Raw genomic sequence first — 16,689 nt, 5'->3', positions numbered from 1 at the left:
GAAAATGTGCGAGGGGGCTTGCCTCTGAAGACGCCTTCTGGGATGCCCAGGGTGTTCAAAAGGGATAGATTTATTTGGATTTGGCCAAGCGGTACTTGGGCATGAACTTCACGGCAGTATCGGCAGGCAGTAGCGCCCACCGGAAATAGTGCATGGAGCCTCGATAGATATTGTTGTTCATGTCGCCCAGGGTCAAACCGTCCTTGGGTTCTGCCCACAAATCCTGATCCACCACGAAGTAGCTCTGGCCAGCCTTGACGGACAAGTCAAACTGGCGCGTGGCTTCGTCCGTGAGGATTGAGGTTTTGTTGGAGCTGACGCGGTGCACGCCGGCTGGCAAGTCCACTTTGAAGTAGCCGCCGGTAGGCAGCCCCCCAAGGCTCTGGCCATCGACGTGGACTTCGGTGATGAATTGCGGGCTCATGAGGCGATACTCGCGCACGAAGTAAACGGTGGCCTTGTCGCTGGCTGTCTGGGCTGGCGTTGTGAAGTAAGGCTGACCCAGCAGTGGGTCGGTATGCGCGCAGCCTTGCAAGCAGGCAAGCGCCAAGAAAAGACCTGTCCATGTGAGTATTCTTGGCATTGCGTAAAACTCCTGAAAACATTGAGGGCGCGAGAATAGCACTGAGTCAGGCGTCAACGCATTCCGCAGGCACAGTGGCTATTTATCAGACCGGGGCATGCAAGTGTCGGGTTGGAAATGCTCGCGCATACACCTGGCATACCCTCAACACCTGCTCATCGGCAAACCGCGCCGCCACCACATGCAACCCCACCGGCAAGCCATTCGCCGCCAAGCCGCACGGCACCGACGCCGCCGGTTGCTGGGTGAGGTTGAAGGGGTAGGTGAACGGTGTCCACTCGGTCCATTCCTGCATCCCGGAACCGGGCGGTACGTTGTGTCCGGCCTCGAACGCGGTGATCGGCATCATCGGCGAGACCAGCACGTCGTAATGCTCGTGGAACGCCGCCATACGGGCCACCAGCGCGGCGCGGGCTTCGAGGGCTGCGTTGAAGTCATCCAGGCTCAACTGCTCGCCACGCTGGGCAATGCGCAGCAGCCCAGGGTCCAGCAGGTATTTTTGCGCCTCGCTCATGGCCCCGGTCAGGCGCGCCGCGCCCGCCGCCCACAAGGTGCTGAACACCTCCAGCGGATCGCTGAAACCGGGGTCGATCTGCTCGACATGGGCACCCAGCTGCACCAGGCCCTCGACCGCCTGGGCGACCACCCTGGCCACCTGCGGGTCGACATCCACGTAGCCAAACGTGGGGCTGTAGGCCACGCGCAGGCCGTTCAAATCCGTGTGCGGCGTGAGCCATGGCGTGGTCCTCGGCGCGCCGATCAGGCCATCCCGCGCATCCGGCTGTGCCACGGCCTGCAGCATCAGCACGCTGTCTTCCACGGTGCGGGTCATCGGCCCCAGGTGCGACAGGATGGTCATCGAACTGGCCGGCCACTGCGGCACATAGCCGAACGTCGGCTTGATCCCGAAGGTGCCGGTAAACGCGCAGGGGATGCGGATCGAGCCGCCGGCATCGCTGCCCTGGTGCAGCACGCCCAGGTTCAATGCAGCTGCCGCGCCCGCGCCGCCAGACGAGCCGCCTGCGGTGGTGCGTGTGTCCCACGGGTTGCGCGTGATGCCGTACAGCGGGTTATCGGTGACGCCTTTCCAGCCGAATTCCGGGGTGGTGGTCTTGCCCAGCAGCACCGCGCCGGCCTTGCGCATAAAGGCTGGGAAGGGCGCGTCGACGTCCCACGGACCCTCGGCCGACGAGGTGCGCGAGCCCTTGCGGGTGGGCATGCCGAGCGTCAGCGTGAGGTCCTTGATCGAGGCGGGCACGCCATCCAGGGCACCGCAGGGCTCACCCTTCAACCAGCGGTGCTCCGAGGCCCGCGCGGCGCGCAGCGCGCCCTCGGGGTCCACATGGCAGTAGGCGTTGACCATCGGGTTGTAGCGTTCGATGCGCAGCAATGCATCCTCGGTGACCTCCACCGGCGACAGGGTCTTGTCGCGAAAATGCGCCAGCAGTTGTACGGCCGTCAGTTCACCTATGTCACTCATGGCTATTCCCCTGTGCCGCGTTGACCATGGCGCGCAACAACACGGCGCACCCGGCCGCCAGGTCATCCGGCGCGGCGTTTTCGATTTCGTTATGGCTGATGCCGCCTTCGCACGGCACAAAGATCATCCCGGCCGGGCCCAGTTCGGCGACGAAAATCGCGTCATGCCCGGCGCCGCTGACGATGTCCATATGGCTCAGGCCTAAGGCACTCGCCGCATCACGCACGGCGTTGACGCAGGCCGGGTGGAAGTCCAGCGGCGGGAAGTCGGCGGTGGGCGTCAGTTCGAAGGTCAACCCGTGCCGGGCTGCTGTGGCTTCGATCACGCCACGTACTTCATCGACCATGGCCTGCAGCTTGTCGGCATGCAGGTGGCGCAGGTCGAGGGTCATGTGCACCTGGCCGGGAATCACATTGCGCGACCCCGGGTGCAGGCTCAGGCAGCCGACCGTGCCGCAGGCGTGAGGTTGCTGCTGGTGGGCGATACGGTTGACCGCGCTGACCACCTCGGCGGCGCCCACCAGGGCATCCTTGCGCAGGTGCATCGGCGTCGGCCCGGCGTGGGCTTCGACGCCGGTGAGGGTCAGGTCGAACCACTTCTGGCCCAGGCAGCCCATGACCACGCCAATGGTGGTGGCCTGGTCTTCCAGCACCGGGCCTTGCTCGATATGCGCTTCGAAATACGCGCCGACCGGGTGGCCCAACACCGCGCGGGCACCGGCATAGCCGATGCGCTGCAACTCGGCGCCCACCGACAGGCCTTGCTCGTCCTGTTTGGCGAGGGTGTCCTGCAAGTCGAACTTACCGGCAAATACCCCGGAGCCCATCATGCACGGCGGGAAGCGCGAGCCTTCTTCATTGGTCCATACCACCACTTCGAGCGGCGCCTGGGTCTCGATGTTCAAATCGTTGAGGGTGCGGATCACTTCCAGCCCGGCCATCACCCCGTAGCAACCATCGAACTTGCCGCCGGTGGGTTGGGTGTCGATATGGCTGCCGGTCATCACCGGCGGCAGTGCCGGATTACGCCCAGGGCGGCGGGCGAAGATATTGCCGATGGCGTCGACACTGACGCTGCACCCGGCGGCCTCGCACCACTGCACAAACAAGTCACGGGCCTGGCGGTCCAGGTCGGTGAGGGCCAGGCGGCACACGCCGCCCTTGACCGTGGCGCCCAGTTGCGCCAGGTCCATCAGCGATTGCCACAGGCGGTCGCGGTTGATCAGCGGGGCGTTGCCCTGGAGCGGTTGCGCAAAACTGTTCATCTGCATTCTCCCGTCAGGCGCTCAGCGCCAGGTAGCGGTTCTTGATCGTCGGGTCGGCGCGGAAGGCGGCGGCACTGCCTTCGTAGACCACGCGGCCCTGTTCGAGGACGTAATGGCGGTCGGCGAGCTTGTCGCAGACCATCAGGTTCTGTTCCACCAGCAGCACCGGCAGGCCGTCGTCCTTGACCTTGCGCAGGATCTTCACCAGTTCGTCGACGATCACCGGGGCCAGGCCTTCGGTGGGTTCGTCGAGGATCAGCAGCTTCGGATCGTTGAGCAGGGCGCGGGCGATCGCGAGCATCTGTTGCTCGCCGCCGGAGAGCGCATGGCCGGCGTTCCTGCGCCGCTCCTTGAGGCGCGGGAACATGCCGTACACGTCTTCAAGCTGCCAGCGGCTGCTCTTGCGGACGGCAATGCGCAGGTTTTCCTCGACGGTCAGCAGGCGGAAGATCCCGCGATTCTCCGGCACCAGCGCCAGGCCCTGGCGCGCGATTTCAAAGATTTTCTGCCCCACCAGCGCCTGGCCGTTGAAGTGGATCTGGCCCTGTCGTGGGCAGATGATGCCGAGGATGCTGCGCAGGGTGGTGGTCTTGCCGGCACCGTTGCGCCCGAGCAGGGTCACCAGTTCGCCGGGGTTGACCCTCAGCGACACGCCTTCGAGCACGTGGCTCTTGTCATAGTAGGAATGGATATTCTCGACGATCAACATCAGGCAGCCTCCCCAAGGTAAGCACTGCGCACGCGTTCATCGGCACGCACGAACTCCGGCGTGCCTTCCACCAGGATCTGCCCGTGGCTCATCACGGTGATACGTTGGCTGATGGACATGACGATGCTCATGTTGTGTTCGATCAACAGCACCGTGTGGTCGCGGCCGAGGTCGCTGATCAACTGGGTCATGATCGGGATGTCATCGATGCCCATGCCCGAGGTGGGCTCGTCGAGCATCAACAGTTTGGGCTTGGAGCAGATCGACATGCCCACCTCCAGCACCCGTTGCTGGCCGTGGGACAACTCGCCGGCCAGGGTCTCGGCGCGGGCGCTGAGTTGCAGGCGTTCGAGCACCTGGTCGGCCATCTCCAGGTGTTCGCGCTTGCTGTCCACGCGGCGCCAGAAATTCAACGCACGTGCACCGTCGCGGCCCTGGGCGGCGAGGCGCAGGTTTTCGCGCACGCTGAGGTTCTGGAACAGGCTGGTGAGCTGGAACGAGCGCGCCATGCCCAGGCCGACGCGCGTGTGGGCGGGCTTGCGCATCAGGTTCTTGCCGTTGAAATGAATCGCCCCGGCCGTGGCCTGGCGTTCACCGGTCAGGCAGTGGAACAGGCTGGTCTTGCCCGCACCGTTGGGGCCGATGATGGTGTGGATGGTGCCGGCTTCGACCTTGAGGTTCACGCCGTTCACCGCACGGAACGCGCCATAGGCCAGTTCCAGGTCCTGGGTTTCCAACAAGATGCTCATAGCCCTTCCTCCTTGGCGACGACGACGGCCTTGCGACGGCCGCGCACGCGCTCGAACAACGCGGCCAGGCCGCCCCACAAACCGCCGCGCATGAAGATCACCACCAGGATCAGGATCACCCCCAGCAGCATCAGCCAACGGGGCCACAGGTCGGAAAGAAAATCCCCCAGCAGCACGATGGACCCGGCGCCCAGCAACGAACCGAACAGCGAGCCGGTGCCGCCGATGATGGTCATGATCAGGATGTTTTCGGACATCGCCAGGTCGATATTCGACAGCGGCACAAAGTGCAGCAGCATGGCGTACAGCGCCCCGGCAATTCCGGTGACTGCGCCGGACAGCACGAACACCAGGATCTTGAAGTGCCGCGTGTCGTAGCCGATGGCCGAGGCGCGGGTTTCGTTTTCGCGGATCGCCATCAACGTGCTGCCGAACGGCGAGGCGATCACCCGGCGTGCGCCGATGAAGATCAGCAGGAACAGCACCGCGACAAAACCATAGAACGCGCGGGCGTCGGCCAGGGACAACAGTACGGCGTCGCCGATGCGGATTTCCGGGCGTGGCACGCTGAGCAGGCCGTTATCGCCGCCGGTCCAGTCGCTCAAGGTGTAGGCGACAAAGTACGCCATCTGGCTGAAGGCCAATGTGAGCATCACGAAGTAGATGCCGGTGCGCCGGATCGCCAGGGCACCCACCAGCAAGGCCAGGAAACCACCGGCGATGGCGGCGCCCAGCAGCGCGGTGAACAGGCCCAGTTGCAGGTGGATCATCAGCAGCGCCGCGCAGTAGGCACCGGCACCAAAGAAGATGCCTTGGCCGAATGACAGCAGCCCGGTGTAGCCCAGCAACAGGTTGCAGGCCAGGGCCGCCATGGCAAAGATCAGGATCTCGCTGGCCAGGGTCGCCGAGGGCAATAGCACGGGCAGGCCGATCAGCACCGCCACGACCCACAGCAACATGGCGCGTGATTGGGTTTTGGCAAACGGCAGGGGATTTTTCTCGCTCATGTCAGGCTCTCCCAAACAGGCCGTAAGGCCGCACCAGAATCACCACGGCCATGGCGCCGTAGATCATCAGGCTCGCGCCTTGGGGCCAGAGTGTGGTCATCAGGCTTTGCACCACGCCCACCAGCAAACCGCCGACCAGCGCACCGCTGAACGAGCCCATGCCGCCGATCACCACCACCACGAAGGCGATGCCGAGAATCTCCGGGCCAACGAACGGCTGCGCACCGCGCAACGGCGCGAACAGCACCCCGGCCATGCCGGCCAGGCCCACGCCGAGGGCGAAGGTCATGGAGAACAGGCGGAAGATATTCGTGCCGAGCAGCGACACGGTCTCGGTGCTTTCACTGCCGGCGCGCACCAGGGCGCCGAAGCGTGTGCGTTCCAGCAGCAGCCACAGGCCCAGGCCCACCAGCCCGGAAAACACGATGAGGAACAGGCGGTAGTAGGGGTAGACGAAATCACCCACCACCAGCACGCCGCGCAGCAGTTCCGGCACGGCGACGCTTTTGCCCACCGGGCCCCAGATCATTACGCTGGCTTCCTGGATGATCAGTGCGATGCCCAGGGTGACCAGGATCTGGAACATGTGCGGCAAGTGATAGATCCGCTGGATCAACAGCCGCTCGATCACCCAGGCCAACGCGGCCACCACCAGCGGCGCAATCAACAGCGCCAGCCAGAAGTTGCCGGTGAGGCTCACGGCGGTGTAGCAGATGTAGGCGCCCAGCAGGAAGAACGCGCCGTGGGCGAAGTTGACGAAGTTGAGCAGGCCGAAAATGATCGTCAGCCCGACCGCGATCAGGAAGTAGATCATTCCCAATCCAAGGCCGTTGAGTATCTGGAACAGGTAAAGATTAAGCATGCAGAAACCCTCGAACAGGTGGCCGCCCGGGCGGCCCTGCCGTGTACAACGGTGGTGTTTTAGCGGATCAGGCGAGCGTGCAGCCCGTGGCTTCCACCGGCGGGAAGGACTGGCCGGCGCTGAGTACCTTGGCCAGGTCATCCTTGTCGGCCATCTCGCCGGCGGCCTTGCCGACCAGCAGGTAGTAGTCCTTGATCACCTGGTGGTCGCCGGCGCGGATCGACTCCTTGCCGGTGGGGCCTTCGAAACTCAGGCCCTGCATGGCCTTGGCCACGGTCGGCCCGTCGAAGCTGGCGGTGGCGATGATGGTGTCGAGCATGACTTTGGTGCTGATGTAGTCGGCGGCCAACGGGTAGGTGGGGTTGATGCCGTACTTGGCCTGGGTCAGCTTGACCAGCTCGCGGTTGAGCGGGGTGTCGACCTGATGCCAGTACTGCGCGCCGAGGTACACGCCGTCGAGGATGTCGCTGCCCAGTTCCTGGAACTGGTCGAGGCCGGCGGACCACACCAGCAGCACTTTCATGCGCTCCTTGATGCCGAAGTTCACCGCCTGGCGCAGGGTGTTGGACGATTGGCTGCCGAAATTCAGCAACACCAGCACGTCGGGTTTGGTGGAGATGGCGTTGGTCAGGTAGCCGGAGAATTCCTGCTCCTGCAGCGAGTGGTAGCTGTTGCCGACATGCTCCAGGCCATGTTCCTTGAGTACGTTTCTGGCGCCTTCGAGCAGCGCTTCGCCGAACACATATTGCGGCGTGATGGTGTACCAGCGCTTGGCATCCGGCAGCAGCTTGATCAGCGGCACCATGGTTTCGCGGATCGCGCCGTAGGTAGGTACCGACCAGCGGAACGTGGCGTGGTTGCAGTCTTTGCCGGTGACTTCATCGGCACCGACCGGGGTCATGAATACACCGCCGACCTTGTCGACTTCCTTGGCCACCGCGAGTGCCGACGACGACAGCGTGCAGCCCTGGAAGAAGCGCGCGCCGTCCTGCTGGATCGCCTCCTGCACCTTGCGCACGGCCTTGCCGGCGTTGCCCTCGGTGTCGATGACCTTGTAGTTCAAGGGGCGGCCCAGTAGCTCGGTGTGTTGTGCCACCGCCAGGCGCGAACCCATGTCGGCAAACTTGCCATAGCTGGCAAAGGCGCCGGACATGGACTTGAGGCCGTAAAAGGTAAAGGGCTCGGCGGCGAATGCCGAACGCACGCTCAGTGGAAGACTGAGGGCGGCGGCGGCGGTAAGACTGGCTTTCAATAACGTACGACGCTGCATGGGGTGACTCCCTGGTTTAGTTATTGGCAGGAGTAGCAAGGGCGATACGGTGGAGCAGGGCCTGTGGGCAGGCCTGTTATTGGGATAACGCAGTGAATGCAGTCAACTGTGGGAGGGGTGTTTTCAGTGGTTGTGGTCGAACTCCAGTAGAAAGTGCGGGCTGACCTGGCCTTCCAGCGCGGTCATATGGTGTTCGGCGTCGCACATATGTTCATGCATCAGGCTGCGTACCGCGCCTTCATCCCCGGCGCGAAAGGCGTTCAGCAGCTGTTTGTGATAGTCGAGGTTGGCCGCGTCGAACTGCTTGCGCTTGGGCTTGTAGGCTTTTTTCAGTACCACCAGGTCGCGCAGCAGGTCGTTGAGAAATTGCGCCATAAAGCTCAGCAACGGGTTGGGGCAGGCCTTGGCCAGCAAATTGTGGAACTCCAGTTCCGCCAGGCGTTGCTCACGCTGGCCGGCTTCGCTGTCTTCGGGGGCGCTGCAGAAATCCACGTTGTCCTGCAATGCCCGGTAGTCGTCCTCACTCAGGCGCCCGAGCACCGACACCGCCAGTTCCACTTCGATGACCTTGCGCAACTGGTACACCTGCTCGCCGTCCAGGTGCTGGAAGTGCAGGTAGTTACGCAGCGCGCGGCTGGCGGGTTCAGTGCCGGCCTGGTTCAGGTACGCACCGCCGCTGGGGCCGGTGCGCGTACTCACCAGCCCCTCGACCTCCAGGGCCTTGAGCGCTTCACGGGCCGAGCCCTTGGAGCACTGGAAGCTCTCCATCAGCTCACGCTCGGTGGGCAGGCGGTCGCCGGGCTTCAAGGCGTCGGTGACGATGGAGCGCTTGACCGACTCGACAATCACGTCGGACAGCTTCTGGCGTTTGCGGCGTAGCGGGCGACTCAGCATGGGTTCGATTTATCGTATTAATGCGGATAAATAGCACTTAATAACGATTGCGACGGAGCGTCAACGCAGGGTGTCGTTTTCGGCGGCAACAGGTCGTAAACGACGCGCTACTGCCTGCCTGCCACGTCAAGGCAGCGAGTCGACGGTGGCGGCTGTTTGCCATAGGCGAGGAAGTCACCCACCCATCGGTTGATACAGCCGCCGGCGTCCGGTTTGGCGGGCTCCTTGAGGCGCAGTTGTTCGACCCCAAGCCTACCCGCCATGGTGTGTTCGGCGTTGACCAGCACCATGCGTGCGACGCGCTCGGGAAACACTGCGGCATAGCGGCTGCCCAGGCGCGTGGCGATGGTGTCCCCCAGGTAATGCAGTTGGGCGTCGCCCAACTGGGCGCGGACGTACTCCATGTCCCGTACGGCCTGTTCGACGCCATGCTCCTGAGTGAGGTCGCGGGGGCTGAGTTCGATCATGTCGTAGCGGTTGAGCAGCGTGCGATAGGCTTGTGTGGAATACGTGTCCCAGCGGCTGGCGAGGTGAATGGCGAAGGTGCTTCCGTAGTTTTTTTGCGCGGTGTCGCCGGCCTGGGTGAAGACCACGCCCTTGCGGTTCAGGGGATCGCGGGCGCCGACACGGGTCAGGTAGAGGCGCTGGTGGCCTTGCCAGGGGGCGGCATGGTTGCGCGGGACGGTGACGATGCCGCACTGGGTGCGCGACAGCACCTCGGGGTCAAGCCGTTCGGTGGTGGGGAGGGGGCAATCGAGCAGCCAATCAATGGCGGTGGGTTTGATCAGTGGCTCTGCCTGGCCAAGGTTTGCCATCAACCAGAGACAGCCGCACGCGAGGTATTTTGCAACATTCATCCAGTGTTCCCTGGCAGCCGTGTGATAGCGGCATTTTTTACCAAGGAACCTGAGTCGAAGAATGTAGGGGCGGTAGACGACTTATGTACGAAACTGGAGTTTCGTTTATCAGATGCTGGTTTTCCAACCGCCGCCCAATGCCTTGTACAGCGCAATGCTGGCCTGCAGGCGTGACAGTCGCAATTGCACGTTCAAGTCCTGGGCGGCATACAGGGTGCGCTGGGTTTCCAGTACCGTCAGCAAGTCCTCGGCACCCGCCTGGTAGCGGCTTTCGGCGATCTGGAAGGCGGTTTGGGCCTGTTGCAGTTCTTCCGTTTGCCAGTGGCGCTGCTGGTCCAGGCGCGTGATGCTGCTGAGGGCTTTTTCCACATCGGCAAAGCCGTTGATGATCGCGCCGCGGTAGGTTTGCAACAGCTCATCCTGGCGCGCGCGCGCCTTGTCGCGCTCGGCGCTTAAACGGCCGTTGTTGAAGATCGGCCCGACCAGGCCGGCCGTCAGCGTGTAGTAGGGGCTGCGCAGGACGTCCACGGCCTTGTAGGCATCGGAGCCGAGCGTGGCGCCGAGGGTCAGGGCCGGCAGCATGGCGGCGCGGGCCACGGTGACGTCCGCCTGGGCTGCCGCCAGTTCGGCCTCGGCCTTGGCAATGTCCGGCCGGCGGCTGAGCAGCTGGCTGGGCATGCCGGCGCCGATGGTTGGCCAGGTCAGCTCCTGGAAGGGTTCGGTGCCCAGGTCCAAGGCCTGGACCGGTTGGCCGAGGAGGGCGGCAAGGGTGATCTGGGATTCTTCGGCCAGTTGTTGAATCAACGGCAGCTGGCGTTGCTGGCTGGCCACCAGGCTTTTCTGCTGGGCCAGTTCCAGGGCCGTAGCGGAGCCTGCGTCGTAACGGGTCTGCACCAGGCCGAGGACGTTACGCGCATTGGTCAGGTTCAACTCGGCGATCTGCTGGCGCTGGCGCGCCGCGAGGGTTTGCGCGTAGCGGTCGGCGACGTTGCTGAGCAAGGTCAGTTCCACGGTGGCCTGGTCGAACTCGCTGGCGCGCAGACTGTGCAGGGCACTGTCACGGGCAGCGGCGCGGCCACCCCAGAAATCCACTTCGTAGCTGGCGGTGAAGTTGGCGCCGAAATTATCGACGGCGTCATCGCTTTGTGAGGCGTCAAGGTCCGGCCCGCCCGTGCCGTGCAACAACTTCTGGTGGCTGGCGGCAAGGTTGAACTTCACCTCGGGCAACAGTGGCGCCCCGGCAATCACCGCCGTGGCCTGGGCCTGGCGCACGCGGGCCATGGCGGCGGCCACGTCGAAGCTGTCACGCCGGGCCTGGTCGACCAGGCGGTTCAACTGCGGGCTGCCGAACTGCGTCCACCAGCGCTGGTTAGTGGCCTGGGCGGCGTCGCGTTCAGCGAACTGCCAGGCAGCCGGCGGCGCAATAGCGCTGTCCACGGCGGGCGGGTCACCGGCGCAGGCCGTGAGCAGCAGGCACAGGCCAAGTGCGGGCAGGTACGGGGGAATGGATCGTTTATTCACTGGTCAACGCCTTAACCGGATCGAGCCGGGCAGCTTTACGGGCCGGCATGAAGCCGAATACGACGCCGGTGACCAGTGCGCAAGCGAATGCGCCAAACACCGCCACCAGGGAGAACTGCACCGCCACCTTGGCCAGCACCAGCACGCCACCCACCAGCAGGGCCAGGGCAATGCCACACAGGCCGCCGACCACCGACAGCATCACCGCCTCGGTCAGGAACTGGCGCAGGATGTCGCGCTGGCGCGCGCCGGTGGCCATGCGAATGCCGATCTCGCGGGTGCGTTCGCGCACGGTCATCAGCATGATGTTCATCACGCCAATGCCGCCTACCAGCAGGGAAATCGCGGCAATCGAGCCGAGCATCAGCGACAGGGTATTCTGGGTGCGCGCCTCGGCCTGGATCATCGCCGCGTTGTTGGTCAGCTCGTAGTCGCGCTTGCCGTTGTGCAGCTTTTGCATCAACTGATCGATGGCCACTTCGGCCTCGTGGACTTTGCGCGCATCGGCGGCGGCAATCACCACGTATTCGGGGTTGTAGCTGCCGAACAGGCGCACGCTGGCGGCGGTGTAGGGGATGGCGATACGGTCATCACTGTCTTTGTTGCCGGAGCTGGCGCCTTTCTCCGCCAGCACGCCGATCACCTGGAACGGTACGTTTTCGATCAGGATGTACTGGCCGATGGGGTCGACCTCTCCCTTGAACAGCTTTTCCCGCACGCGATGGCCGATCACCGCCACGGTGGCGGCCGCATGCTCGTCGGCCGCGGTGAAGTAACTGCCCTCGACCACCGGCCAGTTGAAAATGTCCGGGAAGTTGGTGTCATTGCCGCCCACATAGGCCATGTAGTCGACGTTGCCATAGCGCACGCCGGCTTCGGTGCCGTTGACCGGCATGATGCGCTTGATCTGGGGCAGCGCCGCCAGCGCCGCGACGTCATTGAGGGTGACGATACCCAGCGGCGTGCGCGGGTTGGGCGATGAGCCGCTGAGGTAGAGGATGTTGGAACCGAACGCGCCCATCTGCGCCATGACCTGGCGTTTGCTGCCTTCGCCCACGGCCAGCATCACCACCACCGAGGCTACGCCGATGATGATCCCCAGCAGGGTCAGCGCGGTGCGAAAACGGTTGATCCACATCACCCGCCAGGCGGCCTGGACCGCGTCCAGCAATTCGGCTTTCCACGCGCCATTGTGTTCGGCGCCGTCGGCCAGGCGCTGGCGCAGGTCCACGGCTTGCAGCGCGCCGCGGGTGGCGGGTGGGGGCGCTGCTTCGTCATCGGCCGAGTCACTGATGATCAGGCCATCGCGAATCTCGATGATGCGGTTGGCCCGCGCCGCGACTTCACGGTCGTGGGTGATCAGGATCACCACATGGCCCTGGCTGGCCAGTTCGTCCAGCAGGGTCATTACCTCGGCGCCGCTGTGGCTGTCGAGGGCGCCGGTGGGTTCATCGGCAAGGATGATGTGGCCGCCGTTCATCAGCGCCCGAGCGATCGAGACACGCTGTTGCTGACCGCCGGACAGCTGGTGCGGACGGTTACCGGTGCGCTCGGCCAGGCCCAGGCGTGTGAGCAGCGCGTGGGCGCGGGCATGGCGTTCGGCGGCGCTGATGCCGGCGTAGATCGCCGGCATCTCGACGTTCTCCTGGGCCGAGCCCGAGGGGATCAAATGGTAGCCCTGGAACACAAAGCCGAACGCCTCGCGGCGCAGCCAGGCCAGTTCGTCGCTGTCCAGGTGGGCGACGTTTTCCCCCGCGAACAGGTACTCGCCCAGGCTTGGGCGGTCGAGGCAACCGAGGATATTCATCAGCGTGGACTTGCCGGAACCGGAAGCCCCGACGATGGCGACGAATTCCCCGGCGTGGATCGACAGGTCGATGCCGCGCAACACGTCGACCTGCGGGCTGTCGCCACCGCCGTAGGATTTGCGGATGTTCTTGAGTTCGATCAGGGGCGTGGTCACCTCAACCCCCGTTGCCGTCGGCCGGGCCGATCAGCAGATGATCGCCTTCGTGCAGGCCGTCGAGCACTTCGACCCGCAGACGATCGCTGATGCCCAGGTGCACTTCACGTTCTTCGATGCGGCCGTTGGTGGCGACCACGCGGGCGATCTGCTTGTCGGCACTTGAGGTGCCCAGCAGCGCGGCCACCGGTGCGGTGAGGACATCCTTGACCTGGCTGGCGACGAAAAATACCTGGGCGGTCATTTCGGCCATCAGCGCGTTGTCGCTGTTGTCCACGTCCAGCAGCACGGTGTACAGCACCACGCGACCGCTGCCGCTCTTGCTGGAACTGTTGGGGCTGCCGCTGCCCTGGGTTTCATTCAGCGGCTTGGGCGGGATCGGCAGGATCTGCCGCACGGTACTGGTCCAGCGCCGGTTGCCGCCGCTGAGGGTGGTGAAGTAGGCGGTCATGCCCGGTTTGACGTGGCCGATGTCGGCTTCCGAGACTTCCGCCCACACGGTCATCGGCGACAACTTGGCGATCCGCAGGATCAGCGGCGTCTGCTGCTGGGCATTGAGGGTCTGGCCGACGCGCGCGTCCACCGCGACCACGGTGCCGGTCATCGGTGCGTAGATGCGCGTATAGCCCAGTTCCGCTTCATCGCTGCGCAGGCTGGCCTGGGCCTGGAGAATCTGCGCCTGGAACATGTCCATCCGGGCCTGGGTGGCACTCAGTTCGGCCTTGGCGGTTTGCACGTCTTCCTCGCGGGTGGCGTTGCCGGCGGCCAGGCGCTGCTGGCGCTGGTACTTCTGGCGGGCCAGGGCGTGCTGGGCCTTTTGCTCCTGCAACTGGGCCTTGAGGTTTTCGATGGCGTAGCGGCTGGCATCGAGCTTGGCTTTTTGCGTCGAGGGGTCGATCTCCACCAGCAATTGGCCCTCCTGCACCCGGTCGCCGGCTTCAACGTGGATCTTGCGAATCTGCCCGGACGCCTGGGCGCCCACGTCGACATACCGGCGCGGTTGCAGGGTGCCCAGGGCCGTGACGCTGTTTTCGATAGTGCCGCGGGTGACGGTGACGGTGGTCAGGTTGTCACGCCCCGGCGGCAACACCTGCCAGGCGGCGACGGCGATGATGGGAATCAGGCACGCGATAGCGAGCAAGGCGCGTCGGGCAGGTCGAGGGCGTTTCATGCTTAGGTTCCAGCCGGGAAAGTTCGGAGCGCAGTTGCGCAGAGCTGACAGTTAAACGAGAGAATTGGCCGAGGATTTAGGTTGTTACATAAGTGGTTACAGGTCTTGTGGAGAAAAAAAACGGCCTGTAGGTGCAAGTCTTGTTTAAAAGTAGATGAGAATTACTATAAATTGCACCTACCCAAACTGCCATTACTGAATGGCCTGTATTTGTGTAGGAGCGAGCTTGCTCGCGAAGAGCTCAATGACGCCGCGTTCACTCTGGTTTCCCGCGTTATCGTTGACGTACTTCGCGAGCAAGCTCGCTCCTACAGGACCTAATGCCGCCACCCGGTGGCCGGGAGTCATGTTGGAAAACTACTATCGCGAGCTGGTGTGTTTCCTCAACGCCAAGCTGGGCAACCGTCAGGTGGCCGAGGATGTGGTGCATGACGCTTATGTCCGGGTGCTGGAACGTTCCAGCGAGACGCCCATCGAACAGCCGCGTGCCTTTTTGTATCGCACCGCGCTGAACCTGGTGATCGATGGCCACCGGCGTAATGCCCTGCGCCAGGTCGAACCCCTGGAGGTGCTCGACAGCGAGGAGCGCTTTGCCGCCTGTTCGCCCCATGCCACCCACGACTACGGCCAACGCCTGGCCTTGCTCGAACGCGCCCTGGCCGAGCTGCCGGCGGCCTGTCGCGACAGCTTCCTGCTGCGCAAACTCGAGGGCCTGAGCCACCTGCAAATCGCCGAGCGCCTGGGTATTTCCCGCACCCTGGTGGAAAAACACATCGTCAACGCCATGAAGCACTGCCGGGTGCGGATGCGCGAGTGGGACGCGCACTGATCACTGATCGGTTAAATTTTTTTTCACTGTCCTCGTTTCCTATCAACACATGACCTGTTGTGCAGGTCTCGAAGGTATTCCCGCCCCACCGCCAAGGGGCTTATCCAGAGGACACTGGAATGACACAGGCAATTGCTTCGCCCGCGGTTCATGACCTGATCGGTATCGGTTTCGGCCCTTCGAACCTGGCGCTGGCCATCGCCCTGCAGGAGCGTGAAAAGGCGCAGGGCAAACTGGACGTACTGTTTCTTGACAAACAGGCCGATTACCGCTGGCACGGCAATACCCTGGTGACTCAGAGCGAATTGCAGATTTCGTTCCTCAAGGACTTGGTGACCCTGCGCAACCCCACCAGCCCGTACTCCTTCGTCAATTACCTGAAAGCCCACGACCGCCTGGTGGACTTCATCAATCTGGGCACCTTCTACCCGTGCCGCATGGAGTACAACGACTACCTGCGCTGGGTCGCGGGGCAGTTCCAGGCCCAGGCCCGCTACGGCGAGGAAGTGCTGGCCATCGAGCCGATCCTGCACCAGCAACAGGTCGAGGCATTGCGCGTGATCTCTCGCGATGCCCTGGGCGAGCAGCATGTGCGCACCACCCGTTCGGTGGTGGTCAGCGCCGGCGGCACCCCGCGCATTCCCGAAACCTTCAAGGCCCTCAAGGGCGACAGCCGGGTGTTCCACCATTCCCAGTACCTGGAGCGCATGGCCACCCAGCCTTGCGTGGACGGCAAGGCGATGCGCATCGCCATCATCGGTGGTGGCCAGAGCGCGGCCGAAGCCTTTATCGACCTGAACGACAGCTTCCCATCGGTACAGGTCGACATGATCCTGCGCGGTTCGGCGCTCAAGCCTGCCGATGACAGCCCGTTCGTCAACGAAGTGTTCTCGCCGGCTTTCACCGACCTGGTGTTCCAGCAAGTCGGTGCCGAGCGCGAGCGCCTGGTCGCCGAGTACCAGAACACCAACTATTCGGTGGTCGACCTCGACCTGATCGAGCGCATCTACGGGATTTTCTACCGCCAGAAAGTCTCCGGCATCGCCCGCCAGGCCTTCCGCACCATGACCGTGGTCGAGAAGGCCACCCCCGGCCCCCTGGGCATCGAACTGGCCCTGCGCAACAACGCCAGCGGCGAAACCAGCGTCAACCATTACGACGCGGTGATCCTCGCCACCGGCTACGAGCGCGAGACCCACCGCGCATTGCTGGCGCCGCTGGAGGAGTATCTGGGTGATTTTGAAGTGGCGCGCGACTACCGCATCGTCACCGATGAGCGCTGCAAGGCCGGCATCTACATCCAGGGCTTCAGCCAGGCCAGCCATGGCTTGAGCGATACGTTGCTGTCGGTACTGCCGATTCGCGCGGATGAGATTGCGGCGTCGCTGTTTGAAAACGACCGTAGCCGTGGCAAGGGGCGTTCGGTGCAGGATCTGCTCCTGGCCACCGCCAGCTGACGAAAGCTGCAGGCTACAAGCTTGTAGCTTGTAGCTTGTAGCTATGCTCTGATACTGTACAAAAAACCAGTAT

15 protein-coding genes are annotated in these 16,689 nt (G+C 63.8%); 2 read left to right on the top strand and 13 right to left on the bottom strand.

Translation table 11 applies throughout. The annotated features are described in order from the left end of the window. Positions 1-70: 70 nt before the first annotated feature. From F6S08_RS19615 to F6S08_RS19555, 13 genes are all read right to left on the bottom strand, one after another. Entirely contained in the window at positions 71-550 is a 480-nt protein-coding gene (locus tag F6S08_RS19615; protein WP_051429361.1) for a DUF2846 domain-containing protein, read from the bottom strand. A gap of 118 nt (positions 551-668) precedes the next feature. Then, on the bottom strand, positions 669-2,063 hold the full coding sequence (locus F6S08_RS19610; RefSeq protein ID WP_315872191.1) for an amidase: 1,395 nt from the start codon (positions 2,061-2,063) through the stop codon (positions 669-671). Then, positions 2,056-3,327 (bottom strand): Zn-dependent hydrolase, encoded by a 1,272-nt coding sequence (locus F6S08_RS19605; protein WP_065948437.1) that lies wholly within the window; start codon positions 3,325-3,327, stop codon positions 2,056-2,058. Before F6S08_RS19605 ends, F6S08_RS19610 begins: the two co-directional genes overlap by 8 nt. A gap of 13 nt (positions 3,328-3,340) precedes the next feature. After that, positions 3,341-4,036, bottom strand: a complete 696-nt coding sequence (locus F6S08_RS19600; RefSeq protein WP_065923779.1) for an ABC transporter ATP-binding protein — start codon at positions 4,034-4,036, stop codon at positions 3,341-3,343. Beyond that, a complete protein-coding gene (locus F6S08_RS19595) occupies positions 4,036-4,785 on the bottom strand; it encodes an ABC transporter ATP-binding protein (RefSeq protein WP_065923780.1) in 750 nt (249 codons plus the stop codon). The genes F6S08_RS19600 and F6S08_RS19595 overlap by 1 nt, the downstream gene beginning before the upstream one ends. Beyond that, the gene (locus F6S08_RS19590) at positions 4,782-5,792 is read right to left on the bottom strand and encodes a branched-chain amino acid ABC transporter permease (RefSeq protein WP_065923781.1); all 1,011 of its coding nucleotides are present in this window, start codon (positions 5,790-5,792) and stop codon (positions 4,782-4,784) included. The genes F6S08_RS19595 and F6S08_RS19590 overlap by 4 nt, the downstream gene beginning before the upstream one ends. A gap of 1 nt (position 5,793) precedes the next feature. Continuing rightward, on the bottom strand, positions 5,794-6,654 hold the full coding sequence (locus F6S08_RS19585; RefSeq protein ID WP_065923782.1) for a branched-chain amino acid ABC transporter permease: 861 nt from the start codon (positions 6,652-6,654) through the stop codon (positions 5,794-5,796). 67 nt (positions 6,655-6,721) lie between these two features. Next, complete coding sequence (locus F6S08_RS19580) at positions 6,722-7,924, bottom strand: ABC transporter substrate-binding protein (protein WP_065923783.1); 1,203 nt, start codon at positions 7,922-7,924, stop codon at positions 6,722-6,724. Between the two features lie 123 nt (positions 7,925-8,047). Next, positions 8,048-8,818, bottom strand: a complete 771-nt coding sequence (locus F6S08_RS19575; RefSeq protein ID WP_065923784.1) for a FadR/GntR family transcriptional regulator — start codon at positions 8,816-8,818, stop codon at positions 8,048-8,050. Between the two features lie 107 nt (positions 8,819-8,925). Then, positions 8,926-9,675: an alpha/beta hydrolase gene (locus F6S08_RS19570; protein ID WP_315872190.1), complete on the bottom strand. Its 750-nt coding sequence runs from the start codon at positions 9,673-9,675 to the stop codon at positions 8,926-8,928. A 108-nt stretch (positions 9,676-9,783) separates the two neighbouring features. After that, positions 9,784-11,196, bottom strand: coding sequence for an efflux transporter outer membrane subunit (locus F6S08_RS19565; RefSeq protein ID WP_315872189.1), 1,413 nt, complete (start codon positions 11,194-11,196; stop codon positions 9,784-9,786). Continuing rightward, the gene (locus F6S08_RS19560) at positions 11,189-13,159 is read right to left on the bottom strand and encodes a MacB family efflux pump subunit (protein ID WP_065923787.1); all 1,971 of its coding nucleotides are present in this window, start codon (positions 13,157-13,159) and stop codon (positions 11,189-11,191) included. Before F6S08_RS19560 ends, F6S08_RS19565 begins: the two co-directional genes overlap by 8 nt. Position 13,160: 1 nt before the next feature. Further along, positions 13,161-14,330 carry an efflux RND transporter periplasmic adaptor subunit gene (locus F6S08_RS19555; protein WP_065923788.1) on the bottom strand — a complete coding sequence of 390 codons (1,170 nt, stop codon included), beginning with the start codon at positions 14,328-14,330 and terminating at the stop codon, positions 13,161-13,163. 346 nt (positions 14,331-14,676) lie between these two features. On the opposite strand from F6S08_RS19555, the gene F6S08_RS19550 reads away from it, so the two are divergent. Together F6S08_RS19550 and F6S08_RS19545 are read left to right on the top strand one after the other, a co-directional pair. Beyond that, positions 14,677-15,159, top strand: coding sequence for a sigma-70 family RNA polymerase sigma factor (locus F6S08_RS19550; protein WP_065923789.1), 483 nt, complete (start codon positions 14,677-14,679; stop codon positions 15,157-15,159). A gap of 119 nt (positions 15,160-15,278) precedes the next feature. Then, the gene (locus tag F6S08_RS19545; RefSeq protein WP_065923790.1) at positions 15,279-16,616 is read left to right on the top strand and encodes a lysine N(6)-hydroxylase/L-ornithine N(5)-oxygenase family protein; all 1,338 of its coding nucleotides are present in this window, start codon (positions 15,279-15,281) and stop codon (positions 16,614-16,616) included. Positions 16,617-16,689: the final 73 nt, after the last annotated feature.

The organism is Pseudomonas sp. JV449 (assembly GCF_032424295.1).
GTDB lineage: Bacteria > Pseudomonadota > Gammaproteobacteria > Pseudomonadales > Pseudomonadaceae > Aquipseudomonas > Aquipseudomonas marginalis.
This window is presented reverse-complemented; position numbering and strand designations above follow the sequence as displayed.